We start from the raw sequence: 23,884 nt of genomic DNA on the forward strand, positions 1-23,884 counted from the left end.
TCGGCGCGATTCAACTCAAATACCGCGCCGCTTGCATCGCGAGCAAGCCCGCTCCCACAGAGGAGATGTGCGAGTCTCGCAGACCTCGCCGCCAAACAGACCGGCCTGCCGCCCCGGACGCCTTTGATCCGGCCAAGCCGTTTAGCGAGCAACACTTCGCCAGTGCTTGACCGGGAACCGAGTATCTACAGTGTGCGAGCTCAAACATTGACGTTCATCGCCTGCTCTATATCCGCCAGCAAATCCTCAATATCCTCCAGCCCCACCGCCAGCCTCACCAGCCCTTCACTGATGCCGTGTTTTGCCCGTTCTTCCAGGGTGTAGGTGGAGTGGGTCATGCTCGCCGGGTGTTGCGCCAGTGATTCGGCCCCCCCCAGGCTGACCGCCCGGCTGAACAGTTGCAGGGCATTCATAAAACGCTGCCCCGCAGCCATCCCCCCTTTGAGTTCAAAGGCAATCATGCCCCCCGGCAATTTCATTTGCCGGCAGGCCAAAGCGTACTGCGCGAAGGAGGGCAGGCCGGGGTAGGCCACCCACTCCACGGCGGGGTGGTCCTGCAGCATCTGCGCGATGACCCGGGCGTTGCTGCAATGCCGATCCATGCGCAATGCCAGGGTTTTGATACCCCGCATCAGCAGGTGGGCGTCATGGGGCGACAGGACCGCACCGGTCAGGTCCTTGAGGCCTTGCAGGCGGATCCGGTCGGCCAGGCTTTGGCGGGTAACCACCACGCCGGCGGTGATATCGCTGTGCCCGCTCAGGTACTTGGTGGCGGAATGCACCACCACGTCGGCCCCCAGTTCCAGGGGGCGCTGCAAGTAGGGGGTGCAGTAGGTGTTGTCGATCACCACGATCAGGTCGTTGTGTGTGTGGGCAATGGCCGAGACGGCCGCGATGTCCACCAGTTGCATGTTCGGGTTGGCCGGGGTTTCGAAGTAGATCATGCGTGTGGCCGGGGTGATGGCGGCTTCCAGTTCGGTCAGGTTCGACATGTCCACGTGTTTGACCACAACCCCGAATTCGCCGATGCCGTGGTGCAGCAGGGCGAACGTGCAGCCATACAACGTGCGGTTGACGATGATTTCATCGCCGGGCCTGAGCAGCGTCCAGAAAGTCGCGGCAATGGCGCCCATGCCGGAGCTGAACGCTACGCCGGCCTCGCCGTTTTCCAGTGCCGCCATGCGCGACTCCAGCAGGGCCAGGGTCGGATTGGAAATACGGGTATAAAAATGCCCGCTTTCCTCTCCGGCAAAACAACCTGCACCGTATTCAACCGTGGCAAAGGCAAAGGTCGACGTCAGATAAACAGGCGGAATGAGCGCACCGTTGTTTTCCAGTGCGTTGTAACCGTAGTGAATCGCACGGGTAGAAAAGCCGAAGTTCTTATGTTTATCGTTCATGGCGAACTCTCCGATATTTCCTACAATGCTATGCTTAAAACCAGTACGGTAAATTCTAAATTTGCCTGCAATTGCAAGCCTTATTAGAACAAAAAACAGTCACGATGAGCTTTCGAGGCAATCTATGCCCAACACTCTGGATAGAACCGATAAAGCCTTGCTTGCCGCTCTGCAAGGTAATGCCCGCTTAACCGTTGCAGAGTTGGCGGAGAGTGTTTCGCTGACCACTTCGCCCTGTTGGCGGCGGGTGAAAATCCTGGAAGAAAGCGGCGTTATTACTGGCTATCAGGCCATTCTCTCTTCAAAGGAACTGGGGTATGGGGTCACGGCTTTTGTCAGCGTGATGATGGCGTCTCACTCGCAAGAAGTGGCCAGAAGCTTTGAACAGCGCTTGCTGGAAATCCCTGAAATCGTTGCCTGTCATAACGTGTCTGGGCGTTATGACTTTTTGTTGGAAGTGGTCGCCACGGACCTGGAGTCCTTTGGTGAATTTGCCCGTGAAGTGCTGCAAACCTTGCCTGCGGTCAAGGAGATCTATTCGAGCTTTTCATATAAGTCGGTCAAGCCACGGCGGGTGATTCCCGTCTTGGGTTGAGGGCCATCGATCATTTAAATGGAGCCCGCCCGTTATATAAATAACGAGGGGGAAGTCTGGAAGTATGGCGGTGTGAGAACGCTCTGTTAAAAGGGTAGGCCCGGTCTTTTTACCGGGCTTTTGACAGGCAGCAAGTGTTTTAAGTGGTTCACTTTTAATTTCATTTATTAAGAGTTAATAACCATGTTGACCCGTGAAATCATGCTCCAGTTGTTCCCGAAGAGCGCAGCGTTTATCGATATATACCTGCCTTTTGTGCAGGCGGTGACTCACCGGCGATTGATCAGTACCCCCCGGCGCCTGGCCGCTTTTTTAGCTCAGGTCGGCCATGAAAGTGCGGGGTTCACCGTACTTGTCGAAAATCTCAATTACAGTGCAGACGGCCTGGCCGCGACCTGGGGCTCACGTTTTGCGCAAAAAAATACGGCTGGCCAATACATCACAGTGATGGATGGAGGGCGCTTGCGGCGTCTGCCCAATAACGATGCGCAGAAGCTCCATCGCCGACCTGAGGCCATTGCCAACCGGGTTTACAGTGACCGTCTTGGCAATGGATCAGAGGCGTCGGGCGAGGGTTGGCTGTATCGGGGCAGGGGGCTGATTCAAGTGACCGGCAAGACCAATTACCGCCAGTGCAGCCTTGGATTGTTTGGCGATGAGCGGCTGCTGACCAGCCCGGAACTGTTGCATCAATGGCACTGGGCCGTTGAGTCGGCAGGCTGGTACTGGAACTTGCGTAACCTTAATGCCCTGGCGGACGGTGATGACTTTGAGCGTGTCACCAGAGCCATCAACGGCGGCCTCAATGGCCAGGCGCATCGTCTGGAACTGTACCGCCAGGCGCTGGGTTTATTGCGGTCCTGAGGGTTTTATTTCTGTCAGCAACAGCCAGCGGTTTTATCAGGCCATAATGCCCGCGCACTTTTCCCCCGTCCTTCAGGAGTCACGCCCCCGTGATGTTTGAAATCAAGCCGATGAACCCCGAGCAGTACCGCCAGCAAACGCGACGCAGCACGGTTTACATCGCACTGACTTTTATCTTGCTTGCGCTGCTGCTGTCCGGGTTGGCGGTCATGGCGCTGGGTGTTCCGGGCGGGGATAATTTCCGCTTGAACCTGGTGGGTGTCCTGGTTGCGCTGGTCACGACCCTTCTGCTGGTGCGCTACCTGTTCTGGTCACAGCCGTGGATGGCTGCGGCGGTCTACGGATGGCAGCTCAAGCGCAGCCTGATGAAGGTGACCAACGTCATGCACCATGTGACGGCAGGGATCATGGCGGGTGATGTGAGTGCGATGAAGCTGTTGCGCTTCTACCACCTGGGCGTGACCCAGATGTACCAGCTGGATGCCAACTCCAGTGGGTTGAGCCAGATGGTCCGCGAGATCGACCTGCATAAGGCGCGCCTTGAAGCATTGGGCATCGACACCGAACAGACCCGTCTCGATCCGGCCTGGATTGATGCCGTAAAGAAATTCGCACCTCTGACGTGATGTCTTGACGGGCGAGCCAGGCGAGGTGCGTGGTGACACTGCGCGTATCGCTTGGCAAGCCCTTCGATGGGGTTTTAGCTCACGACTCGATAGCACGGCACATAGGCCGCGCCGCCAGGCAGTTTCATGCGGTGTTGTTCAACGAACGCTTGCAGCAACTTGTCCAGAGGCTTCATCACGGCAGCATCGCCATTGATCACATAAGGCCCGTGCTGCTCGATCAGCTGGATGCCTTTCTCTTTTACGTTGCCCGACACAATCCCGGAAAAGGCCTGACGCAGGTTGATTGCCAGTTCGTGTGCCGGCATGTCACTGCGCAGTTTCAGACTTGCCATATTGGCGTGGGTCGGGTCGAACGGGCGCTGGAAGCCTTCATCGATTTTCAATAGCCAGTTGAAGTGGAAGGCGTCGTTGCGCTCGCGACGGAACTGCTTCACCGCCTTGAGCCCTGCGGTCATGTGGCGGGCCACTTCGGCCGGGTTGTCGATAATGATCTGGTAGTGCTGCTGCGCCTCTTCACCCAGGGTGGCCCCTACAAACTCATGCAGTTGCTGCAGGTAGGGAGCGGCCTCTTTAGGGCCGGTCAAGATCACCGGGAACGGCACATCGCTGTTTTCCGGGTGCATCAAAATACCCAGCAGGTACAGGAATTCTTCGGCGGTACCGGCCCCGCCCGGGAAGATGATCACGCCATGACCCACCCGAACAAAGGCCTCAAGGCGCTTCTCGATGTCCGGCAGGATCACCAGTTCGTTGACGATCGGGTTCGGCGCTTCGGCGGCGATGATGCCGGGTTCGGTTAGCCCCAAATAACGCCCGCCAGTCAGGCGCTGTTTTGCGTGGGAAATGGTGGCGCCTTTCATTGGCCCCTTCATCACGCCCGGGCCGCAGCCGGTGCAGATGTCCAGACTGCGCAAGCCCAGTTCGTGGCCCACCTTTTTGGTGTACTTGTACTCTTCGGTATTGATCGAGTGGCCACCCCAGCACACGACAATTTTCGGATCAACCCCAGGGCGCAGCGTGCGGGCGTTGCGCAACAGGTGGAACACGTAGTCAGTGATGCCGGCAGAGCTGCTCAGGTCGATGCGCGCGCTGTCGAGACTGCCCTGGTTGTACACGATGTCACGCAGGGCACTGAACAGCATTTCCCGGGTGCTGGCGATCATTTCGCCATCAACAAATGCATCGGCGGGGGCGTTAAGCAGTTCAAGACGCACGCCGCGGTCTTGCTGGTGGATTCGCACCTCGAAATCCTGATAGGCCTCAAGGATGGTTTTGGCGTTATCGACGTGGGCACCGGTGTTCAGGATTGCCAGTACGCACTGGCGAAACAGCGTGTAGCTGCTGCCCGAGCCAACTTCGCTCAGTTGCTGCACTTCACGTTGCGATAGCGTCTCCAGGCTGCCTTTAGGGCTTACTGAAGCGTTGATGACGTGTCTTTGGACCATAGCGGGCTTCCTTGAGCGGGGTCGAAAAGTTGCTTGGCGCAGCCATTGAGTTCATGTCAGCAATGCAGATTTGCCGAGCGAGGCGTCCCAACTCTTACGTCTTTAGATTCATTTGCTGTAAGCATAGTAGCCTTTGGGCAGGCATAAAGAAGAGCCTGCCCGTGGGCTATATTGCCACTGGCTACAGTAACACTGGCGGTGCATAAGACCAGTGCAGCGCTTTTTCGATCATTGAGCGCGGCCGAAAGTCGGCAGGAATGGGTTAATCTGCGGCCCTATTGAGACGGGTTTACACAAGGACACACTGATGATTGTTACCACGACGCACACGATTGATGGCCGCAAAATCACTGAATATCTGGGAGTGGTCAGTGCCGAGTCGGTACACGGTATCAACGTGGTACGGGATTTCTTTACCGGGGTGCGCGATTTTTTTGGCGGACGCTCCCAGACGCTGGAACGGGCCTTGAAGGAAGCGCGGGCAGAAGTCACGGATGAAATCCGTGAGCGGGCAGGCGGCTTGCGGGCCGATGCGATTGTAGGGTTGAACTTTGAAATCAGCATGCCGTCAGGGCGTGGCGGGATGCTGGTGGTATTCGCCACAGGCACAGCGGTGCGTTTGAACTGACGCGCGCAGAATTCGACCGCCGTTCAAGCGGTCGAATACCCACGACAAACAGATTCAGATCGTTGTGGCTACCGGTGCGCGGGCAGTGGTTTTGGACAGCGCGTCCTGAAGTTTCTGTTCTTGTTCCGGAGACAGGGAGGTGCGCAGAACCTTGCCTTTGAAGTCCGAGTCTTCAAGTTCTTTCAGGACTTTTTCCGGCTGGAACTTGCGTAGCAGCACAAACAGGGCCGACGAATCGTTCGGGATGGTTTCGCTCAATGACTTGATAAACGAGTCATCGATCCCGTAATCGCTCAACGAACCGGACAGTGCGCCGGTGCCAGCACCCAGTGCGCCACCAATGGCAAAGCCTGCCAGAGGGTTGAGGAACAGCAGCCCCACCAGTGCGCCCCACAGGCCGCCGGTGACCAGGCCGGAAGTAGCCCCCAGAGCTGTCAGGTTGACGCTTTGCTTGATATGGATCTTGCCTTCGGCATTGCGCACCACAATGACCGCATCTTCCAGCTCCACCAGGTGCTCTTTGCTCAGCGAAACCATCTTGGTGAGGGCGCGATCTGCTTTCTCGGTGTCTGAAAATCCCACTACGATTAAATCGGACATGTCTTTCATTCCTTGACGGTACAGGTCCAGCCCGGCGACAGGCTGAATTGAGGAGGAGTCTCTCAAGGCGTAACAATGCTTAAACGCCTTGGTGCGCAGTAATCAGGCCTTGCAAGCCTTCTGCGAGAAAGGAGCGTGGTCGCTAACCTTGAAACGGTCAAGTCGATGGGACATATCTCTTAACAAAGAGAAGGTTCAGCAAGGGGGGCAATGCTGTTTCAGGCGCGGGTATCGAATGAATTGAGGAGGGCTGGCTGGGCAGCCCTGATACTCAAGCCTAGGGCTGATACCTCACAGGCTTATGGCTGATCGTTTTTTTCCGGTGCATTCAATCCGGCCTGGATACGTTGGTAAATTTCTTCACGGTGTACGGCAACATCCTTCGGCGCGTTGATGCCGATTCTGACCTGTTGTCCGCTGACACCTAAAATAGTGATCGTAATATCGTCACCGATGTTTATGCTTTCACCAACTTTACGGGTGAGTATCAGCATTTTTTTCTCCTTGATGGCTTTGTAAGGCACGTCTCTGAGACGGTGCGGCTTCGGTCATGACTACAGAATACTGCTTAGTGCGTATAAATGCGCCGCTCATTACAGACGACATGGCCAGAGGATTGATTCCCTGCAAGGGGAAAATTCTGGCGTCTGAGCCTTAAATTGGGGCGCATCGGATTTGTTCAAGGAGAGCAAAGGCCGTTGTCCCAGTGATAAAATCAACCCATTCAAACAGACAGGGGAAACGCAGTGCGTAAAGTCATCGTGATGACGGCAATTTTGGCCTTGACGGCTTGCGGTCAGGAGTCTAACGATAAAATCCAGCGGGCTAAAGCAGCTTCTGAATCAACAGTGGCCCAGGCGCCGGTTGCTCAATGGGCGCTGGAGATCACCGAGGGTCAGAGAGCAACAATTACTGACACCACCGGAAGGCTTCTTGACAACGGTTTCACCCCTTACATTTTCGAAAACGCCGGTGTTCAGCACTTCTTGATCGGACCGTTTGCCTCTGAGGCTCAAGCGCTTGAAGCGCAGGCAAAAATGAAGCTCAAGCCAAAACTCGACGGCATCGAAACCAACGTGATTGAACTACCCGCCGCGAATTAATCCGGTACAGCGTCGCGTAGTTGCCTAAGCGTAGCCGCAACAGGCGATATTCGACGCATTGTGCTGGAAATATTTGCTCACTCGACGGACCTCGAAGAAGCACGACGGCAAGGGCAATAGCCATGAGCAATCACAAGATCGAAATTCGGCGCAGCAATGTCGAAAAAATCCTCCTCGGCGCCGAAAAGATTTTTGCTGAAAAGGGCTTTGCCGGAACGGCAATGGCGGACATTGCAGCAGAAGTCCGGTTGCCACGCTCCAACCTGCACTACTACTTCAGCACCAAGACCGAGCTGTACAGTGCTGTGTTGCTCGGGCTGCTCGAGGTCTGGAAGCAGGATGCGCTGTGCTTCGAAACCTACGACGACCCGCGTCTGGTGCTCAGCAGCTACATCCGCGCCAAAATGAACCACTCGCGTACACGGCCATTTGGCTCGAAAGTCTGGGCCAATGAATTGATCCATGGCGCCCCGACCCTGGGTCAGGCGCTGGATGCCAGCCTGTATGACTGGGCGAAGATGAAAGAGGCCAAAATCCGCCAATGGGTGCAGGACAAGCGGATATTGCCGGTAGAGCCGTCCAGCCTGTTGTACATGATCTGGGCCTCAACCCAGCATTACGCCGACTTCGACCATCAGGTGACGATCATCAACGATCATCAGCCATTGTCCGATATCCAGTTTGAACGGGCGGTGCAGACGGTTACCAGCATCATCCTGCGGGGGATAGGGCTGGAGCCGTAGATCAAACAACTACACGTTCCGTGGGAGCGGGCTTGCTCGCGATGCAGTCAACTCGGTCTGTCTGAATGACCGCGGTGATGTCATCGCGAGCAAGCCCGCTCCCACGTTGTTGTGTGGCTTGGTTAAAACCCTACGAAGCCACCCGGTACGGGTTGCGCGGATCATGGTTCCAGTCCAGGAACGGCAGGCCATTGTTATGCGGCACCATCTCGATGCAGTCCTCCACCGGGCACGTGATCTGGCAGAGGTTGCAGCCTACGCATTCGTCGTCGATCACTTCATACCGGTGTGTTCCGTCGGGCTGCTTCAGGCTGGCAATGGCCTGGTGCGAAGTGTCCTCGCACGCAATGTGGCAGCGCCCGCAGCCAATACAGGCCTCTTGGTCGATTTTGGCGATTACCTGATAGTTGATATCCAGATACTTCCAGTCGGTGGTGTTGCCTACAGCCCGGCCAGAAAAGTCGTCCAGGCAGGTATAGCCTTGGCTGTCCATCCAGCGCGACAAACCGTCCTTCATCTCATCAACTATCCGAAACCCATGGAGCATGGCGGCGGTGCATACCTGAACCGAGCCACAGCCCAGGGCAATGAATTCCGCTGCGTCGCGCCAGCTGCCAATGCCGCCAATCCCGCTGATCGGCAAGCCTTTGGTCAACGGATCACGGGCGATTTCGGCCACCATGTTCAGCGCAATCGGCTTGACTGCGGACCCGCAATAACCACCGTGCGTGCTCTGGCTGCCCACTGTCGGTAACGCCACCATGCGCTCAAGATCGACGCTGGTGATGGAATTGATGGTGTTGATCAACGACACCGCATCGGCCCCGCCGCGGTGTGCTGCGCGGGCACTGAGGCGCACGTCGGTGATGTTGGGCGTCAGCTTGACGATCACCGGCAGCGAGCAATAGGTCTTGCACCAGCGCGTCACCATCTCGACGTATTCAGGTACCTGACCCACCGCCGCCCCCATGCCGCGTTCCGGCATGCCGTGGGGGCAGCCGAAATTCAGCTCGATGCCATCGGCGCCCGTAGCCTCCACCAGCGGCAGGATGAACTTCCAGGCCGCTTCTTCGCAAGGCACCATCAACGACACAATCAGCGCCCGGTCCGGCCAGTCCTTTTTGACCTGGGTAATTTCCCGCAGGTTGATTTCCAGGGAGCGGTCGGTAATCAGTTCGATATTGTTGATACCCATGACTTCGCGGTTAGGCCCGAAATGCGCCGAGTAGCGCGAGGACACGTTGACCGCGGCCGGGTCTTCACCCAGGGTTTTCCAGACCACGCCGCCCCAGCCCGCCTCATAGGCACGCACCACGTTGTAGGCCTTGTCGGTGGGTGGCGCAGACGCGAGCCAGAAAGGGTTGGGCGATTTGATACCGGCGAAAACAATCGAGAGATCGGCCATTTACGCGGCCTCCTGATTCAGTTGGGCATGAATGGCTTCTGCGGCCAGTTTTCCGTGCTGCACGGCTTGTACGGTCAGGTCCTGACCCAGGGAGGTGCAATCGCCCCCGGCATAGACCCCGGGGACGCTGGTGCGCAGCTGATCGTCAACCTCGATCCGGTCGCCGACCCGCTTGAGTGCCTGGGCCAGCGGATCGCTCAGCGCAGCCTCATCAAAGGTCTGGCCGATGGCTTTGAACACCGCATCAGCTGCCAGCTCGAAGGACTCGCCGGTGTTCGTCAGGCGCCCGCCCTCCAGGCGGGTGCGGGCAAAGCGCATGCCGCGCACGTGACCGTGTTCATCCAGTAACAATTCTTGTGGCTGGGCCCAGGTCATGAGCCGTACCTGATTGGCCTTGGCAATGTCCTGTTCGTGCCCGGTGGCGCCCATGTCCTCCAGCCCCCGGCGGTACACCAGGTTTACCTCCCGTGCGCCCAGGCGGGCCATTTGCACCGCCATATCGATCGCGGTATTGCCCGCGCCCAGCACAATGCAGCGTTCGGCCAGCGGTAATTGCGTCAGGTCATCGCTCTGGCGCAGTTCGCGGATGTAATCGGTGGCGGCCAGCAGCCCCGGCGCGTCTTCGTGGGGCAGGCCCAGCAGCCGGCTGGCGGCCAGCCCCAGCCCCAGAAACACCGAATCGAACTGCTGATGCAGCTCGCTCAGGCTCAGGTTGTCGCCCAGTTTCTGGCCATGGCGCACCTCGATGCCGCCGATATCCAGCACGAAATCCACTTCCCTCTGGGCAAAATCATCCACCAGCTTGTATTTGGCGATCCCGTATTCATTGAGCCCGCCGGATTTTTCCCGGGCTTCGAAAATCACCACCTCATGCCCGAGCAAGGCCAGGCGATGGGCGCATGCCAACCCGGCCGGGCCCGCCCCGACCACGGCAATACGTTTGCCTGTGGGCGCCGCACGTCTGAAGGGGTGTTCGCTGAACTGCGCATGATCGATCGCATAACGCTGCAGCAAACCAATCAGCACCGGGGCGCATTCCTGGGCGTTGTTGCGCACACAGGCCTGCTGGCACAGCACCTCGGTCGGACATACCCGGGCACAACTGCCGCCGAGGATATTGGCCGAGAGAATTTTCTGTGCCGCACCTTGGATGTTTTCCTGCTGGATATTGCGAATAAACGAAGGGATATCGATGTCGCTGGGGCACGCATTGATACAAGGCGCGTCGTAGCAATACAGGCAGCGCGAACTTTCCAGCTCGGCCTGGCGGGCGCTGAGGGGCGGCGCCAGATCGGTGAAATGACTCGCCAGCACCTGCGCATTGTCATGGGGATGCGGCAAATGGTTCAGGGACTTGATCACGGGATTGCCTCACGGTTGTGGGGATCGTCCTGCCTCTGTGGGCAGTGCTTTACGCTCAGCGCTTGACGGCTATCGGCTTGTGTTGCTCGGCGCGTTTTTTCAGCAGGTCGAACACGGCGGGGTAGGCCGGGCGTTCGATATAGCGCCCGGCGCCGCGCTCTGCCCGCAGGTCACCGTCGGCCCACACCACGCGGCCCTGGCTGATGGTGTGGCTGGGGATGCCACGCACGGTCTTGCCTTCGAAAATGTTGAAGTCGACTTTTTGATGGTGGGTTTTGGCGCTGATGGTGCGTGTGCCCAGCGGGTCCCACAGCACCAGATCAGCATCGGCACCGACCCTGATCGTGCCTTTGCGCGGGTACATATTGAAAATCTTGGCGCTGTTGGTGGAGGTCAGAGCGACAAACTCCTGCATCGACAAACGCCCGGTGTTCACGCCTTCATCCCACAGCAGCGCCATGCGGTCCTCGATACCCGCCGTGCCGTTGGGGATCTTGCTGAAATCGTCGCGCCCGGCGGCTTTTTGCTCGGCACAGAAGCAGCAGTGGTCGGTGGCGGTGGTGTGCAGGTTGCCCGATTGCAAGCCGTGCCACAGCGCCTCCTGATGCCCGCGAGGGCGGAAGGGCGGGCTCATCACGTAGCCGGCGGCGGTCTGCCAGTCGGGGTGTTGATACACGCTGTCATCGAGCAGCAGATGCCCGGCCAGCACCTCGCCATACACCGGCTGGCCCTGGCTGCGGGCGTAGGTGATCTCATCCAGGGCTTCCCGGGTCGAAACATGCACCAGGTACAGCGGCGTGCCGATGGTCTGCGCGATACGAATTGCCCGGCTGGCCGCCTCGCCCTCAACTTGGGACGGGCGTGACAGCGGGTGCGCCTCCGGGCCGGTCATGCCCTGGGCCATGAGTTTGCGCTGCAAGTGGTACACCAGCTCACCGTTTTCGGCATGCACCGTGGGCACCGCGCCCAGTTCCAGGCAACGCTCAAAGCTGGCCACCAGGGTGTCGTCGGCGGCCATGATCGCGTTTTTGTAAGCCATGAAATGTTTGAAGCTGTTGACGCCGTGCTGGCTGACCAGTTCGGCCATTTCTTCACGCACCTGCTCGCTCCACCAGGTAATGGCGACGTGAAAACCGTAGTCCGAAGCGGACTTCTCGGCCCAGCCGCGCCACTGGTGAAACGCCTCCAGCAAGGACTGCTGAGGATTGGGAATCACAAAATCAATAATCGACGTTGTGCCGCCTGCCAGACCGGCTGCCGTGCCACTGAAAAAGTCTTCACTGGCCACGGTGCCCATAAACGGAAGTTGCATATGAGTGTGGGGGTCGATCCCCCCGGGCATTAGATATTGACCGCAGCCATCCAGAACTTCGCAGCCGGCCGGAACATCGAGGTCAGTGCCAATAGCGCGGATGAGACCGTCCGCACAATAAACATCAGCACAATAACTTTCATCATGGGTCACAAGCGTAGCGCCACGGATTAACAGTGACATGCCGAGTTCCTCGCAGGCAGACCGGCTATAACCGGTTCTCAATGTTGTTATTAAGACTAGCGTACAGTTTTAATTCCTGTCACTGGTGTCAGGAATGAAATCTAGAGGGTTGTTAGTGAATGATCAAACTTTATTTTTAATACGGTAATTCTAATATAACTACATGATTTATAAGAAGTTTAATAATAAATCACCAAAATGATGCACGCACTCACCATTTTGACGCACTTGACAGGATTCAAATATAGGCGAAGTTTCTTATGCTAAATCAGGTGCTTGAGTCTCTGGGCGAAGGGAGACAAAGCAGTAAAAATAAATAAGCGTGCACCGAGTTGTTTCGTTTTGTTATATCAAATAATCAATGCAGGCCCTTTTGGCAGACTTATGGGAATGCGAGTCATTTGCAAGGGGCGGTTAAAACAGTTGTAAAGCAGGCAGTTGCAAGGAGTGAAAGCCAGTGTGCGGGGACGAGGCAAGTAACACGGCACAGTTCTTGATTGTTGCTGCCATGACCGGACGGGCCGACGTAGACAAGTACAAGTCCAGGCAAGGGAGTTGCTCTGCGCCAATGCGCGGGGCTTGTCACCACAACAAGAGAGTGAGCGAACATGCAAGCGAGCAGATCCCACGTCACTGAACGTAACGGCTTGTACGAATTGGAAGCAGGGCCTGAAGTCCTCGATAGTCCCCGCTATAACCACGATATTGCCCCCACCAAAGTCCATGAGCGCACCTGGAACAAATGGCATATCACTGCGTTGTGGATCGGCATGTCGATTTGCGTACCCACCTACACCTTGGGAGGGGTGCTGACGGCCTACTTCGGGCTTTCGGTCGGCGAGGCGTTGCTGGCGATTTTGCTGGCCAATATCGTGGTTTTGATCCCGCTGACCCTTAACGCTTTCGCTGGCACCAAATACGGCATTCCCTTTCCGGTGTTGCTGCGTTCTTCTTTCGGCATTATCGGTTCAAACGTCCCGTGCCTGATCCGCGCCCTGGTGGCCTGCGGCTGGTTCGGGATTCAGACGCTGTTCGGCGGTCTGGCCATTCACCTGTTTCTGGGCTCGGTGTTCGAAGGCTGGAAAAGCCTTGGCGGCACCGGTGAAGTGATCGGCTTCATGCTGTTCTGGGCGCTTAACCTGTGGGTGGTGTTGCGCGGCGCCGAGTCGATCAAGTGGCTCGAAACCCTGTCTGCGCCGCTGCTGGTACTGGTTGGCGTCGGCCTGCTGGTGTGGGCGCTGCCCAATGTGTCGATGACAGAACTGCTGGCCCAGCCTGCCAAACGCCCCGAAGGCGCCAGCGTGTACGGCTACTTCTTTGCCGGCCTGACCGCGATGGTGGGGTTCTGGGCTACCTTGTCGCTGAATATTCCGGACTTCAGCCGCTACGCCAAAAGCCAGAAAGACCAGATTCTGGGGCAGATTTTTGGCCTGCCGCTGACCATGTTCCTGTTTGCTGCATTGGGCGTGGTGATGACGGCAGCGTCCGAAAAACTGGTAGGAGTTACCGTGTCCGATCCGGTAAGCCTGATCGGTCACATTCAGAGCCCGGGCTGGGTGGCGCTGGCCATGGCTCTGATCATCATTGCCACTCTGTCGACCAACACCGCGGCCAACATCGTGTCGCCCACCAATGACTTCCAGAACATCGCCCCCAAACTGATCAACCGCACCAAGGCCGTGATGCTGACCGGCCTGGTGGGCCTGGTGCTGATGGGCCATGAGCTGCTGAAAAAGCTCGGCCTGCTGGTGTCCGACGTGAGTCTGGAAACCGTGTATTCCAACTGGCTGCTGGGCTACTCCAGCCTGCTGGGCCCCATCGCGGGAATCATGGTGGTGGACTATTTCATCATCCGTCAGCAAAAACTCGACCTTGCCGGGCTGTACCACGACGGCGTGTACCCGGCCTGGAACTGGAATGGATTCATCGCTTTTGGCGTACCGGTGGTACTGACTTTGCTGTCATTGGGCAGCAGCGCTTTCAGCTGGTTCTATGACTTCGGCTGGTTCACCGGGTCGTTGCTCGGCGCCGCGATTTACTACGCCCTGTGCCGCCTGAGCAGCCCGCAGACGGCCATCGCCAACAACGCGGCTTGACATGAATTCTTATAAAAACCTGTCTGAGGATACCTCCATGAACGCCATACAAGACCTTCAGCAGCAACGCGCAGCCTTGATCAACAGCGAGCGCCTGTGGGCCTCTTTAATGGAACTGGCGCAACTGGGGGCCACGGTAAAAGGCGGCGTGTGTCGCCTGGCCCTGACCGATCTCGACCGCCAGGCCCGGGACATCTTTGTGCGCTGGTGCGAAGACGCGGGCTGTACCGTCAGCGTTGACGCGGTGGGCAACATTTTTGCCCGTCGCCCCGGGCGCAATCCCGACTTGCCGCCGGTGATGACCGGCAGCCACATCGACACCCAACCCACCGGCGGCAAATTTGATGGCTGTTTTGGCGTGCTGGCCGGGGTTGAAGTGCTGCGCACCCTCAACGATCTGAACATCGAGACCGAGGCGCCGCTCGAAGTGGTGGTGTGGACCAACGAGGAGGGCTCGCGATTTGCCCCGTGCATGATGGGCTCCGGGGTTTTTGCCGAAAAATTCACCCTGGAAGAAACCCTGGCCAAAACCGATGCCCAGGGCGTGACGGTCGGGCAAGCCCTGGATGCGATTGGCTATGCGGGCAATCGAAAAGTCAGCGGCCACCCGGTGGGGGCCTACTTTGAAGCCCACATCGAGCAGGGGCCGATCCTTGAAGACGAACGCAAAACCATTGGCGTGGTACTGGGCGCTCTCGGGCAGAAATGGTTCGACCTCAACCTGCGCGGCGTTGAAGCCCACGCCGGGCCGACCCCCATGCACCTGCGCAAGGACGCACTGGTGGGAGCTGCTGCGGTAGTGGCAGCGGTCAATTACGCCGCCCTGAGCCATCAACCCCACGCCTGCGGCACCGTGGGTTGCCTGCAAGCCTACCCCGGTTCGCGCAACGTGATTCCTGGGGAAGTGCGCATGACCCTGGATTTCCGTCACCTGCTGCCGGAGCGGCTGGACTCGATGATCAGCGAAGTGCGCGGGGTGATCGAAGCCACGTGTGCGAAACATGGCCTGACGTTCGAACTCACCCCGACGGCGGATTTTCCGCCGCTGTATTTCAATGACGATTGCGTGAATGCGGTACGTGAAGCGGCCAATGGCCTGGGGTTATCCAATATGGATATCGTCAGCGGGGCAGGGCACGACGCCATCTTTCTCGCCGAGCTGGGCCCGGCGGGCATGATTTTTGTGCCGTGCGAAGGCGGCATCAGCCATAACGAAATCGAAAACGCCGATCCGAAGGATCTGGCGGCAGGGTGCGCGGTGTTGCTCAAGGCGATGTTGGCGGCTTCGGAGACCGTGGCGCGGGGGCGCTGATTGGCAATCTATCTGTGGGAGCGGGCTGCTCGCGATGGTATCCGCGCGGTTTAAAAGACAGACCGCATCGACTTCACCGCGAGCTGGCCCGCTCCCACAAATATTTTTGATGCGTGCGTCAACCCTCCCAACCACCCCCCAACGCCGTCAGCAAACCCACGCTGGCCTGCAACTGCCGGGTGCGCAGGGCTTGTACCTGACGTTGGGCCTGTAGCGCTGCCGTTTGCGCCGTCACCACATCCAGATAACTCACGGCCCCGGCCTCGTAACTGTTGGTGGCCAGGGTCCGGGTGTGTTGTGCAGCGTTGGCCGCCGCCTGTTCGTCCAGGCTCTGCTGTTGCAGGTCGCGCAGTTGCCCCAGGTTGTCTTCGACTTCGCGTACCGCCTGCAGCACCTGGCTGCGGTAATGGGCCGATGCTTCTTCAAATTCGGCCCTGGCCTGGCGCTCCTGGCCATCAAGGCGGCCTCCGTCAAAAATCGGCAGGCTGACCAGCGGCCCCAACGCCCAAAAGCGATTGCTGGCCGACAGTACGTTGCCGCTGCCCTGGGTCTGACCGCCCAGCAGGCCGTTCAGGCTGAAGTCGGGGTACCAGGCCGCTTTGGCCACGCCGATTTGTGCATTGGCGGCAAACACCCGGCGCTCGGCGGCGGCGATGTCGGGCCGCCGTTGCAGCAAGGTACTGGGCAACGCGGCGGGTTGCAGTGGCAGGTTCAAGGTGTGCGTGCTGGCCGCCAGCTCAAAGCGGCTGGCCGGTTCGCCCACCAGCTCGCCAATCGCGTGTTCGGTCAGGTTGCGCTGGCCCCGCACGTCGTCCAGCTGGGCTTCGGCTTCGGCCAGCTGGCTTTGGGCGCGGGTCAGGTCAAGTTCGGAGGCAATCTGCCCCTGATAACGGGCGCGGGTCAGTTGCAAGGCCTGGTTGTACTCATCCAGGGAGCTGGACAAAATCCGCTGCTGCGCATCCAGACCGTCGAGTTGCACGTACAGGCTGGCCAGCTGGCGTTGCAAACTCAAGCGCGCCACGGCCAGGTCGTCCGCCGAGGCCTGCGCCTGGGCATCTCCCGCCGCCACCTGGTTGCGAATTTTGCCCCACAGGTCGAGGTCGAAATTCAGCGCAAAGACAGCTGTGTTGCTGTTGTACACCGCCGGTTGTGTCGTACCGCGCAACGGGCGGCTGTCTGATTGACGCTGACGCATCGGTTGCCCGCTGGCGGTGATTTGCGGGAACAACCCCCCATGCAACTGGCTGGCATAGGCCTGCGCCGCGTCGAAGTGCGCAAGGGCGGCAGCCAGGTTCGGGTTGGCGCTGAGCAAATGTTGTTGCAGGGTGTTCAGGCGTTCGTCCTGATACACCCGCCACCACTGGGGCGAGAGCTGATCGGCGGGTTGTGCGCTGTGCCACGGGCCGTCGCTGCTTTGCTCGCGGTAATGCGCGGGCAGGTTCAGGTCGGGCGTGCTGTAGACCGGTGCCAGCGAGCAGCCCTGCAAGGCCAGGGCCAGTAGCAGGGCGCAGGGTTTAAGCCTTGGCTGCATGGGTGGCTCCCGCGTCGGCCAGTTTTACCGCGTCGCCTTCGCGCAGGGCGTCAGGCGGGTTGTCGATCACCGTGTCGGCGGGTTTGAGGCCCTGATCGATCACCAGATGCTCACCCAGATCCAGGCCGATATGGATGCTCTGCAAGTGCACATGCTGCGCACTGTCGAGCACCGCAACCTGGGTGCCCTGGGCGCGGAAGATCAACGCACTGGCCGGGATGCTGACGCCGTGGGTGTCCGCCGGGATCGCCAGCACGGCTTCGGCGTAGTCCCCGGGCATCAGCGTGTCGCCGGGGTTGAGGGCGACGAACTGCGCCATCAGGGTGCCAGAGCGCTGATCAATCGCCGCCGAGTTGCCGATCAATCGGGCGCTGAAGGTTTGCCCCGGGTGTTCCGGTACGCTGAGCTGCACCTGCATGCCAGGGCGAATCACGCTGGCGTAGTTTTGCGGCACGGGTACGTAGAGCCGCAGTTGGTGGGTGTCGGCGATGTCGAACAGCTCGGTGTCGCTGTCGGTATCGGCCTTGATCAACTGTCCGATGTCGGTGTTGCGCGCGGTGATGGTCCCGGCAAAAGGCGCGCGAATAGTCTTGTAGTTTTCCAGGGTCCAGAGACGTGCGTAATCAGCTTCGGCGGCCTGGGCATTGGCCCGGGCTGCGGCGGCATTAGAGGATTTTTCGTCAGTCTCCTGACGTGACACCGAATGGCTGGCCAGCAGGTTTTGCCAGCGCGTTGCAGTGGTGGCCGCCAGCCTGGCGTTGGCTTGTTCCTGCAGCATATGGGCGCGGGTTTGCGCCAGTTGCTGGTCCAGATCCGGGCTGTCGATGACGGCCAGTATCTGTCCCGCTTGTACCTTGCTGCCGATGTCGGTTTGCCAGCTTTTCAGGTAGCCGCTGACCCGGGCGTGGATCGGCGCCTTGCTCCAGGCCTCCAGGTGCGCGGGCAAACGCAGGGTGTCGCCGTGGGCGTTTTGCAGGGGTTGAAACACGCTGACAATCGGCAGTGCCGCGGCTTCGGTCCATTGGGTGACCGCCTGTGCGTGGCGGCTGCGCGCCGCCAGGCCGTTGGCCACCAGCAATGCGGCCAGGGTCAGGCCGCCGATGCCCAGATACAGCAAGCGCTTGCGCGAAGGTTTTTGATCAGATGACATGAGACGTTTCTCCAACAGAAGATCCAGCAGCAGCGCGATTTTTTGCACGGCCGTGCACCAGGCTGAACACCACGGGCACGAACAGCAGGGTGGCAACGGTGGCCAGCATCAGACCGCCAATCACGGCGCGTCCCAGCGGGGCGTTCTGTTCTTCTGACAAGGCCAGCGGCAACATGCCGATCATCATTGCCAGTGCGGTCATGCACACAGGTCTGAAGCGTGTGTAGCCTGCTTCGAGTGCGGCTTTGAGTGCGTCGCCATGCTCGGCCAGCCGTTCGCGGCAAAAGCTCACCACAAGAATCGAGTTGGCCGTGGCCACGCCCATGCACAGGATGGCCCCGGTCAGGGCCGGCACCGACAACGAGGTGCCACTGAGGAACAGCATCCACACGATCCCGGCCAGGGCGGCGGGCAGGGCGGTGATGATCACGAACGGATCGACCCAGGACTGGAAGTTGACCACGATCAGCAGGTAGATCAGCACCACCGCGCCCAGCAGGCCGAAGCTCAAGCCGCTGAAGGCTTCATGCAGGGCGTCGATCTGGCCGTGCAGGCTGATGATTGCGCCTTTGGGCCGCAGATCGGATGCGCCATCAATCACCTTTTGCACATCGGCAGCCACGGAGCCCAGATCACGCCCCTGAATGTTGGCGTACAGGTCCAGGGTGGGCTGGATGTTGTAGTGGCTGACCACCGCCGGGCTCTGCACCCGGCGGATGGTGGCCAGCGCGCCAAGGATCTGCGACTGGCCGTTACTCCCGGTGACGGGCAAGGCTTCCAGTGCTGGCAGGCTGTCCAGACGGTATTGCGGGGTTGCGGCAACCACGCCATAAGACACGCCGTTTTGCGGGTTGAGCCAGAAGGTCGGTGCCACTTGGGAACTGCCCGCCAGGGACGCGACCATGCTGTTGGTCACGTCGCGCTCGGTAATCCCAAGGCCATTGGCCCGCAGGCGATCGACTTTGACTTCGAGGGACGGGTAGCCCACCGACTGCTGAATCCGCAGATCGGCAATGCCGGGCACGTGTTGCAGGCGCCGTTGCAATTCCAGGGCATAGGCGCGGTTGGCGGCGTCGTCGCGGCCGGAGATTTTCACGTCCAGCGGCGCCGGGGCGCCGAAATTGAGGATCTGGGTGCTGATGTCCGCCGGCATAAAGGCAAACTGACTGCCGGGGAAGCTCTCCGGCAGGGCTTCGCGCAGGCGTTTCACGTAATCGGCGGTAGGGCTGTGATCCGCCTTGAGGATGACCTGAATATCGCCGTCCTGCGGGCCGATAGTGCCGCTGCTGCTGTAGGCCATGTCGATACCACTCAACGGAATACCGATGTTGTCGATGACGGTATCCAGTTGGTCGGCAGGAATGATCTCGCGAATGCGTGACTCGATTCTGTCGAACGCGGCGGCGCTTTCTTCGATACGAGTTCCCAATGGCAGCCGCACATGCAGGGCCAGCGCCCCGGCATCGGTGGCCGGGAAGAAGTCCTGGCCCAGGCTTGGGAGTAACGCAAACGAGGCCAGCACGCAGGCTAAAAAGCCGAGCAAGAAGCGCTTGCGATGGGCCAGCACCAGTTCCAGCACAGCGTAATAGGCATCGCGTACTGCCGAGAAACGCCGCTCGAACCCTTGCTGAAAACGCAGCAAGGCGCGCACCGGGGCCGAATGCTGTTGGGTGGGTTGATCGCCCTCGTGATGGTTGATGTAGGCATCTTCCGGGTGATGCCCGGCACCTTGCTCGGGCACATGTGGCTTGAGCAGAAACATCGCCAGGGTCGGCACCAGAGTGCGGGACAGAATGAACGAGCTGCCCATGGCGAAAATCACCGACAGCGCCATCGGACGGAACAGGTAACCGGCGATCCCCTGCAGCATGAACATCGGCACAAACACGATGCAGATGCACAGCAGCGACACGAACGCCGGGCCGACAATCTGCTTGGCCCCGTCGAGAATCGCATCGCGCACCGACTTGCCCTGTTCCAGGTGCCAGTTGATGTTCTCGATGGTCACCGTGGCATCGTCCACCAGAATCCCCACCGCCAACGCCAGCCCGCCCAGGGTCATGACGTTGAGGGTTTGCCCGCTGAGGGCCAGCAGGGCGATGGCCGCCAGCACCGCCAGCGGGATCGATACCGCAATAATCAGGGTCGAGCGCCAGCTGCCGAGGAACAGCAAGATCATGGCACTGGTGAGCAGGGCGGCAATGATCCCTTCCTGCGCCACGCTGCCCACCGACTGTTTGACGAACACCGAAGCGTCGCCCAGCAAGGAAGTTTTGAGGGACGGTGGCAAGGTTTCATTGATGCGCGGCAACATTGCGCGAATGCCGTCGACGATGGACAGGGTCGAGATATTGCCGTTCTTCAACGCCGGCATCAGCACCGCGCGATGACCGTCAACCCGCACGATATTGGTTTGCGGCGGCGAACCGTCACGCACGTGGGCTACCTGGCCGATGGTGATCAGCGCGCCGTCGACCGTCTTGATCGGCAGGTCGTTCAGCTCGTCGATGGCTTTGGGGCTGTTATTGAGCAGCACTGTGTATTCGTAGGTGCCGAGCTTGGCCGTGCCCACCGGGATGATCTGGTTTTGCGCCGCCAGTGCCGCACCGACGTCCTGGGCCGACAGGCCTTTGGCCGCCAGTGCCTGGGGGTCGAGGTCGAGGGTGATCTGGCGTTGCTTGCCGCCCATGGGCGTCGGCATGGCCAGGCCCGGCAGTGCACTGAGGGGCAGACGGATATTGTTCTGCACCAGGTCGCGGATTTTGGCTTCCGAGAGGGTAGGGCTGGAGAACGCCAGCTGCAGGATCGGTACCGTGGACGCGCTGTAATTGAGGATCAGCGGTGGCGTGATGCCCGGCGGCATCTGCTTGAGCACCGTTTGTGACACGGCGGTCACTTGCGCGTTTGCGGTGCGGATATCCACGCCGGGCTGGAAGAAGATTTTCACGATGCCCATGCCAGGCAAGGACTGCGACTCGATATGTTCGATGTCGTTGACCGTGGTACTGAGCGAGCGCTCGTAGGTATAAATCACCCGGCCCGCCATATCGGCAGGCGCCAGGCCGGTGTATTGCCACACCACGGCGACCACCGGAATACCAATGTCAGGGAACACATCCGTGGGGGTGTGCACAGCCGCCAGCGGCCCAATGATGCAGATGAAAATCGCCAGCACGATAAACGTGTAGGGCTTGTGCAGTGCGGTCTTTACCAGCCCGAGCATGCCTGAACCTCCGGGGAGTGGAATTGCAAACCCCGGCAGTCTTACCGTCCGAACCTAACGATCCGCTTTCAGCAACGTGAAGGATCCTTTAGTAATGGCCTGAAATTCCCTTCACTTTCATTCATTTGGCCCAATGGCCAACCAGCGCCAAGCTTGAAGCCAATTCGACGGGCCCGCTCTGTGTACCTGTCGTACTTTTTGGTTCTCCCTGCGAGGCGTACTTGCGATGACTCTTAAACCCCTGCTGCTGCTCCCGTCCCTGAGCCTGGTGCTGTTGCTGTCGGCCTGTGCCGGGCCCATGCCAAAACAAGATGCGGGCGAAGCCTGGATCGGCCTTAAAGAGGAGGGCAACAGTGACCTGATGGCGGAACGGGTAGACGGTAAAAACATTAACGATGGCCGTTACTTTGAAGTCACTCCCGGCGCCCACCGCCTGGACGTGACCTTGTTCGAAGGCGCCACGGGGGATGAAAACGAGGTGGATTGCCAGGGCAAGGTCAACTACAGCGGGTTCAAGGCCGGTGAGCGTTACGAGCTGATCGAGTCGAGCCTTGGGCCAGAGATCAGCGCGACCCTGGTCGACGGCCACGGCAAGGAAGTGGCCCGCACGGCGGATTTCACCTGTATGCCGGGCTAAGTTTTGAATCACTCCTCATTCCCTTGTGGCAGCGGGCTTGCTCGCGATGCAGACGACACGGTCTGGCAGGCCGACCGAGGTGAGGCCATCGCGAGCAGGCTCGCTCCCACAGAGAGTTTGGCGTTTGTCTAAAACGAACGCACAATCTTGCCCAGGGTTTCCATGGCTTTCTCGCTGGCCTCGTCCCACGGGCTGCCGTAGTTCAGGCGGATGCAATTGCGAAAGCGCTGGGTGGCCGAGAAGATCGGGCCCGGCGCAATGCTGATGCCCTGGGCCAGGGCCATCTGGAACAGCTTTAGCGAGTCCATTTGCTCCGGCAGTTCCAGCCACAGGAAGTAGCCGCCCGAGGGCTGGCTGACCCGGGTCTGGGCCGGGAAGTAGCGGGCAATTGCGGCCAGCATCGCGCTCTGTTGCTCCTCCAGGGCATAGCGCAGTTTGCGCAGGTGGCGGTCGTAACCGCCGTGCTGCAAGTAGTCTGCGATGGCGGCCTGGGCCGGCATCGACGCGCACAGCGAAGTCATCAGTTTGAGCCGCTCGATTTTCTGCGCGTAACGCCCCGCAGCCACCCAGCCAATGCGGTACCCCGGGGCCAGGCTTTTGGCAAACGAGCCGCAATGCATCACCAGCCCTTCGGTATCAAACGCCTTGGCCGGCTTCGGCGCGTGCTGGCCGTAATACAGCTCGGCGTACACATCGTCTTCGATCAACGGTACCTGATGGCCGCGCAGCAGCTCGACCAGGGCCTGCTTTTTGGCCTCGGGCATGGTCGCGCCAATGGGGTTCTGAAAGCTGGTCATGCACCACACAGCCTTGATCGGATGGCGCTCCAGGGTTTGTGCCAGTACCCCGAGGTCGATGCCATCACGGGGATGCACCGGAATTTCCACCGCCTTGAGCTTGAGCCGTTCCAGCACTTGCAGGCAGGCGTAAAACGCCGGGGCTTCAATGGCCACCAGGTCGCCGGGCTCGGTGACGGCTTGCAGGCACAGGTTCAGGGCCTCCAGCGCGCCATTGGTAATCAGCAGTTCCTCCATGGGCAGCATCAGCCCGCCGACCATGTAGCGCAGGGCGATTTGCCGCCGCAGCTGCGGGTTGCCGGGGGACATGTCGGTGACCACCATGCGCGGGTCCATTTCGCGACTGGCGGTGGCCATCGAGCGGGCCAGACGTTGCAGAGGAAACAGCATCGGGCTGGGGAAGGCCGAGCCGAACGGTACCGTGTGGGGGTCTTTGATCGAGTCCAGCACCGAAAAAACCAGGGCGCTGACATCCACCTGGGTGGACTCGGTGACATGGCTGCTGAACACCGGTTCGGAAAAAGGCGTTGGCGCATGCACATTGACGAAATAGCCCGAACGCGGCTTGGCCCGAATCAGGCCTCGACGCTCCAGCAGGTAATAGGCCTGAAACACCGTCGAGGGGCTGACGCCGTAGGTCTGGCTGGCATAGCGCACCGAAGGCACGCGCTGACCGGGCCCGAGCACCCCTGAGCGGATCAGTTCAGCAATATCGTCGGCGAATTTTTCGTAGCGTTTCATGGGATAAGGCTCGGTCCGAAGGGGCTTGCGGCACTGCTTGCTGTGATTGTGGGAGCGGGCTTGCTGGCGATACAGGCGCTGCGGTGTTTCTGATAAGCCGCAGTGATCCTGTCGCGAGCAAGCCCGCT

Annotated in this window: 20 protein-coding genes; 9 read left to right on the plus strand and 11 right to left on the minus strand. The window is 59.6% G+C overall.

Annotated features, from left to right (window positions below; translation table 11 throughout):
- Positions 1-200 precede the first annotated feature (200 nt).
- Positions 201-1,400 carry a methionine gamma-lyase gene (locus ACZRMS_RS09315; protein ID WP_463995085.1) on the minus strand — a complete coding sequence of 400 codons (1,200 nt, stop codon included), beginning with the start codon at positions 1,398-1,400 and terminating at the stop codon, positions 201-203.
- Positions 1,401-1,524: 124 nt separating this feature from the next.
- Between ACZRMS_RS09315 and ACZRMS_RS09320 the strand changes: the two genes are divergently transcribed.
- The 3 genes from ACZRMS_RS09320 to ACZRMS_RS09330 all read left to right on the plus strand — a co-directional run bounded on the left by ACZRMS_RS09320 (position 1,525) and on the right by ACZRMS_RS09330 (position 3,485).
- Entirely contained in the window at positions 1,525-1,995 is a 471-nt protein-coding gene (locus tag ACZRMS_RS09320; protein WP_463995086.1) for an Lrp/AsnC family transcriptional regulator, read from the plus strand.
- A 183-nt stretch (positions 1,996-2,178) separates the two neighbouring features.
- Positions 2,179-2,859, plus strand: a complete 681-nt coding sequence (locus ACZRMS_RS09325; RefSeq protein ID WP_463995087.1) for a glycoside hydrolase family 19 protein — start codon at positions 2,179-2,181, stop codon at positions 2,857-2,859.
- 92 nt (positions 2,860-2,951) lie between these two features.
- Complete coding sequence (locus ACZRMS_RS09330; protein WP_463995271.1) at positions 2,952-3,485, plus strand: DUF3087 family protein; 534 nt, start codon at positions 2,952-2,954, stop codon at positions 3,483-3,485.
- A 74-nt stretch (positions 3,486-3,559) separates the two neighbouring features.
- On the opposite strand, the gene ppnN is transcribed toward ACZRMS_RS09330, so the two are convergent.
- Entirely contained in the window at positions 3,560-4,933 is a 1,374-nt protein-coding gene (gene ppnN / locus ACZRMS_RS09335) for a nucleotide 5'-monophosphate nucleosidase PpnN (RefSeq protein ID WP_463995088.1), read from the minus strand.
- Positions 4,934-5,240: 307 nt separating this feature from the next.
- Between ppnN and ACZRMS_RS09340 the strand changes: the two genes are divergently transcribed.
- Positions 5,241-5,561, plus strand: coding sequence for a YbjQ family protein (locus ACZRMS_RS09340; RefSeq protein ID WP_048358386.1), 321 nt, complete (start codon positions 5,241-5,243; stop codon positions 5,559-5,561).
- 54 nt (positions 5,562-5,615) lie between these two features.
- Here ACZRMS_RS09340 and ACZRMS_RS09345 read toward each other — a convergent pair whose 3' ends face one another.
- Positions 5,616-6,161, minus strand: a complete 546-nt coding sequence (locus ACZRMS_RS09345) for a DUF1269 domain-containing protein (RefSeq protein WP_463995089.1) — start codon at positions 6,159-6,161, stop codon at positions 5,616-5,618.
- A gap of 299 nt (positions 6,162-6,460) precedes the next feature.
- Positions 6,461-6,655: a carbon storage regulator CsrA gene (gene csrA / locus ACZRMS_RS09350; RefSeq protein ID WP_019828915.1), complete on the minus strand. Its 195-nt coding sequence runs from the start codon at positions 6,653-6,655 to the stop codon at positions 6,461-6,463.
- Between the two features lie 252 nt (positions 6,656-6,907).
- Between csrA and ACZRMS_RS09355 the strand changes: the two genes are divergently transcribed.
- Both ACZRMS_RS09355 and ACZRMS_RS09360 read left to right on the plus strand, forming a co-directional pair.
- Positions 6,908-7,264 (plus strand): hypothetical protein, encoded by a 357-nt coding sequence (locus tag ACZRMS_RS09355; protein WP_463995090.1) that lies wholly within the window; start codon positions 6,908-6,910, stop codon positions 7,262-7,264.
- Positions 7,265-7,386: 122 nt separating this feature from the next.
- Positions 7,387-8,007, plus strand: coding sequence for a TetR family transcriptional regulator C-terminal domain-containing protein (locus ACZRMS_RS09360; RefSeq protein WP_463995091.1), 621 nt, complete (start codon positions 7,387-7,389; stop codon positions 8,005-8,007).
- A gap of 130 nt (positions 8,008-8,137) precedes the next feature.
- On the opposite strand, the gene preA is transcribed toward ACZRMS_RS09360, so the two are convergent.
- Genes preA through hydA form a run of 3 tightly spaced genes read right to left on the minus strand, consistent with a single transcriptional unit; the run spans position 8,138 to position 12,269 of the window.
- Positions 8,138-9,412, minus strand: coding sequence for an NAD-dependent dihydropyrimidine dehydrogenase subunit PreA (gene preA / locus ACZRMS_RS09365; RefSeq protein WP_463995092.1), 1,275 nt, complete (start codon positions 9,410-9,412; stop codon positions 8,138-8,140).
- Positions 9,413-10,774 carry an NAD(P)-dependent oxidoreductase gene (locus tag ACZRMS_RS09370; RefSeq protein ID WP_463995093.1) on the minus strand — a complete coding sequence of 454 codons (1,362 nt, stop codon included), beginning with the start codon at positions 10,772-10,774 and terminating at the stop codon, positions 9,413-9,415. It lies immediately after the preceding gene.
- A 55-nt stretch (positions 10,775-10,829) separates the two neighbouring features.
- A complete protein-coding gene (gene hydA, locus ACZRMS_RS09375; RefSeq protein ID WP_463995094.1) occupies positions 10,830-12,269 on the minus strand; it encodes a dihydropyrimidinase in 1,440 nt (479 codons plus the stop codon).
- A 608-nt stretch (positions 12,270-12,877) separates the two neighbouring features.
- On the opposite strand from hydA, the gene ACZRMS_RS09380 reads away from it, so the two are divergent.
- The gene (locus ACZRMS_RS09380) at positions 12,878-14,365 is read left to right on the plus strand and encodes an NCS1 family nucleobase:cation symporter-1 (protein ID WP_463995095.1); all 1,488 of its coding nucleotides are present in this window, start codon (positions 12,878-12,880) and stop codon (positions 14,363-14,365) included.
- 37 nt (positions 14,366-14,402) lie between these two features.
- Complete coding sequence (locus tag ACZRMS_RS09385) at positions 14,403-15,677, plus strand: Zn-dependent hydrolase (protein ID WP_463995096.1); 1,275 nt, start codon at positions 14,403-14,405, stop codon at positions 15,675-15,677.
- 118 nt (positions 15,678-15,795) lie between these two features.
- On the opposite strand, the gene ACZRMS_RS09390 is transcribed toward ACZRMS_RS09385, so the two are convergent.
- The 3 genes from ACZRMS_RS09390 to ACZRMS_RS09400 are packed head-to-tail and all read right to left on the minus strand — an operon-like array spanning position 15,796 to position 21,581.
- Complete coding sequence (locus ACZRMS_RS09390; RefSeq protein ID WP_463995097.1) at positions 15,796-17,208, minus strand: efflux transporter outer membrane subunit; 1,413 nt, start codon at positions 17,206-17,208, stop codon at positions 15,796-15,798.
- On the minus strand, positions 17,192-18,358 hold the full coding sequence (locus tag ACZRMS_RS09395) for an efflux RND transporter periplasmic adaptor subunit (RefSeq protein WP_463995098.1): 1,167 nt from the start codon (positions 18,356-18,358) through the stop codon (positions 17,192-17,194). The genes ACZRMS_RS09390 and ACZRMS_RS09395 overlap by 17 nt, the downstream gene beginning before the upstream one ends.
- Entirely contained in the window at positions 18,348-21,581 is a 3,234-nt protein-coding gene (locus tag ACZRMS_RS09400) for an efflux RND transporter permease subunit (RefSeq protein ID WP_463995099.1), read from the minus strand. Before ACZRMS_RS09400 ends, ACZRMS_RS09395 begins: the two co-directional genes overlap by 11 nt.
- Positions 21,582-21,807: 226 nt before the next feature.
- Here ACZRMS_RS09400 and ACZRMS_RS09405 point away from each other — a divergent pair, with 226 nt between their 5' ends.
- Positions 21,808-22,218, plus strand: coding sequence for a PA0061/PA0062 family lipoprotein (locus ACZRMS_RS09405; protein ID WP_463995100.1), 411 nt, complete (start codon positions 21,808-21,810; stop codon positions 22,216-22,218).
- 128 nt (positions 22,219-22,346) lie between these two features.
- On the opposite strand, the gene mapR is transcribed toward ACZRMS_RS09405, so the two are convergent.
- Entirely contained in the window at positions 22,347-23,756 is a 1,410-nt protein-coding gene (mapR, locus tag ACZRMS_RS09410; protein WP_048358374.1) for a GntR family transcriptional regulator MpaR, read from the minus strand.
- Positions 23,757-23,884 lie beyond the last annotated feature (128 nt).

It is taken from the genome of Pseudomonas sp. B424 (assembly GCF_055408345.1).

Excerpts from the sequence above, each read along its gene's own strand:
- ACZRMS_RS09315 (WP_463995085.1), bottom strand. The coding sequence starts at position 1,400 with ATGAACGATAAACATAAGAACTTCGGCTTTTCTACCCGTGCGATTCAC.
- ACZRMS_RS09320 (WP_463995086.1), top strand. The coding sequence starts at position 1,525 with ATGCCCAACACTCTGGATAGAACCGATAAAGCCTTGCTTGCCGCTCTG.
- ACZRMS_RS09325 (WP_463995087.1), top strand. The coding sequence starts at position 2,179 with ATGTTGACCCGTGAAATCATGCTCCAGTTGTTCCCGAAGAGCGCAGCG.
- ACZRMS_RS09330 (WP_463995271.1), top strand. The coding sequence starts at position 2,952 with ATGTTTGAAATCAAGCCGATGAACCCCGAGCAGTACCGCCAGCAAACG.
- ppnN (WP_463995088.1), bottom strand. The coding sequence starts at position 4,933 with ATGGTCCAAAGACACGTCATCAACGCTTCAGTAAGCCCTAAAGGCAGC.
- ACZRMS_RS09340 (WP_048358386.1), top strand. The coding sequence starts at position 5,241 with ATGATTGTTACCACGACGCACACGATTGATGGCCGCAAAATCACTGAA.
- ACZRMS_RS09345 (WP_463995089.1), bottom strand. The coding sequence starts at position 6,161 with ATGTCCGATTTAATCGTAGTGGGATTTTCAGACACCGAGAAAGCAGAT.
- csrA (WP_019828915.1), bottom strand. The coding sequence starts at position 6,655 with ATGCTGATACTCACCCGTAAAGTTGGTGAAAGCATAAACATCGGTGAC.
- ACZRMS_RS09360 (WP_463995091.1), top strand. The coding sequence starts at position 7,387 with ATGAGCAATCACAAGATCGAAATTCGGCGCAGCAATGTCGAAAAAATC.
- preA (WP_463995092.1), bottom strand. The coding sequence starts at position 9,412 with ATGGCCGATCTCTCGATTGTTTTCGCCGGTATCAAATCGCCCAACCCT.
- hydA (WP_463995094.1), bottom strand. The coding sequence starts at position 12,269 with ATGTCACTGTTAATCCGTGGCGCTACGCTTGTGACCCATGATGAAAGT.
- ACZRMS_RS09380 (WP_463995095.1), top strand. The coding sequence starts at position 12,878 with ATGCAAGCGAGCAGATCCCACGTCACTGAACGTAACGGCTTGTACGAA.
- ACZRMS_RS09385 (WP_463995096.1), top strand. The coding sequence starts at position 14,403 with ATGAACGCCATACAAGACCTTCAGCAGCAACGCGCAGCCTTGATCAAC.
- ACZRMS_RS09390 (WP_463995097.1), bottom strand. The coding sequence starts at position 17,208 with ATGCAGCCAAGGCTTAAACCCTGCGCCCTGCTACTGGCCCTGGCCTTG.
- ACZRMS_RS09395 (WP_463995098.1), bottom strand. The coding sequence starts at position 18,358 with ATGTCATCTGATCAAAAACCTTCGCGCAAGCGCTTGCTGTATCTGGGC.
- ACZRMS_RS09400 (WP_463995099.1), bottom strand. The coding sequence starts at position 21,581 with ATGCTCGGGCTGGTAAAGACCGCACTGCACAAGCCCTACACGTTTATC.
- ACZRMS_RS09405 (WP_463995100.1), top strand. The coding sequence starts at position 21,808 with ATGACTCTTAAACCCCTGCTGCTGCTCCCGTCCCTGAGCCTGGTGCTG.
- mapR (WP_048358374.1), bottom strand. The coding sequence starts at position 23,756 with ATGAAACGCTACGAAAAATTCGCCGACGATATTGCTGAACTGATCCGC.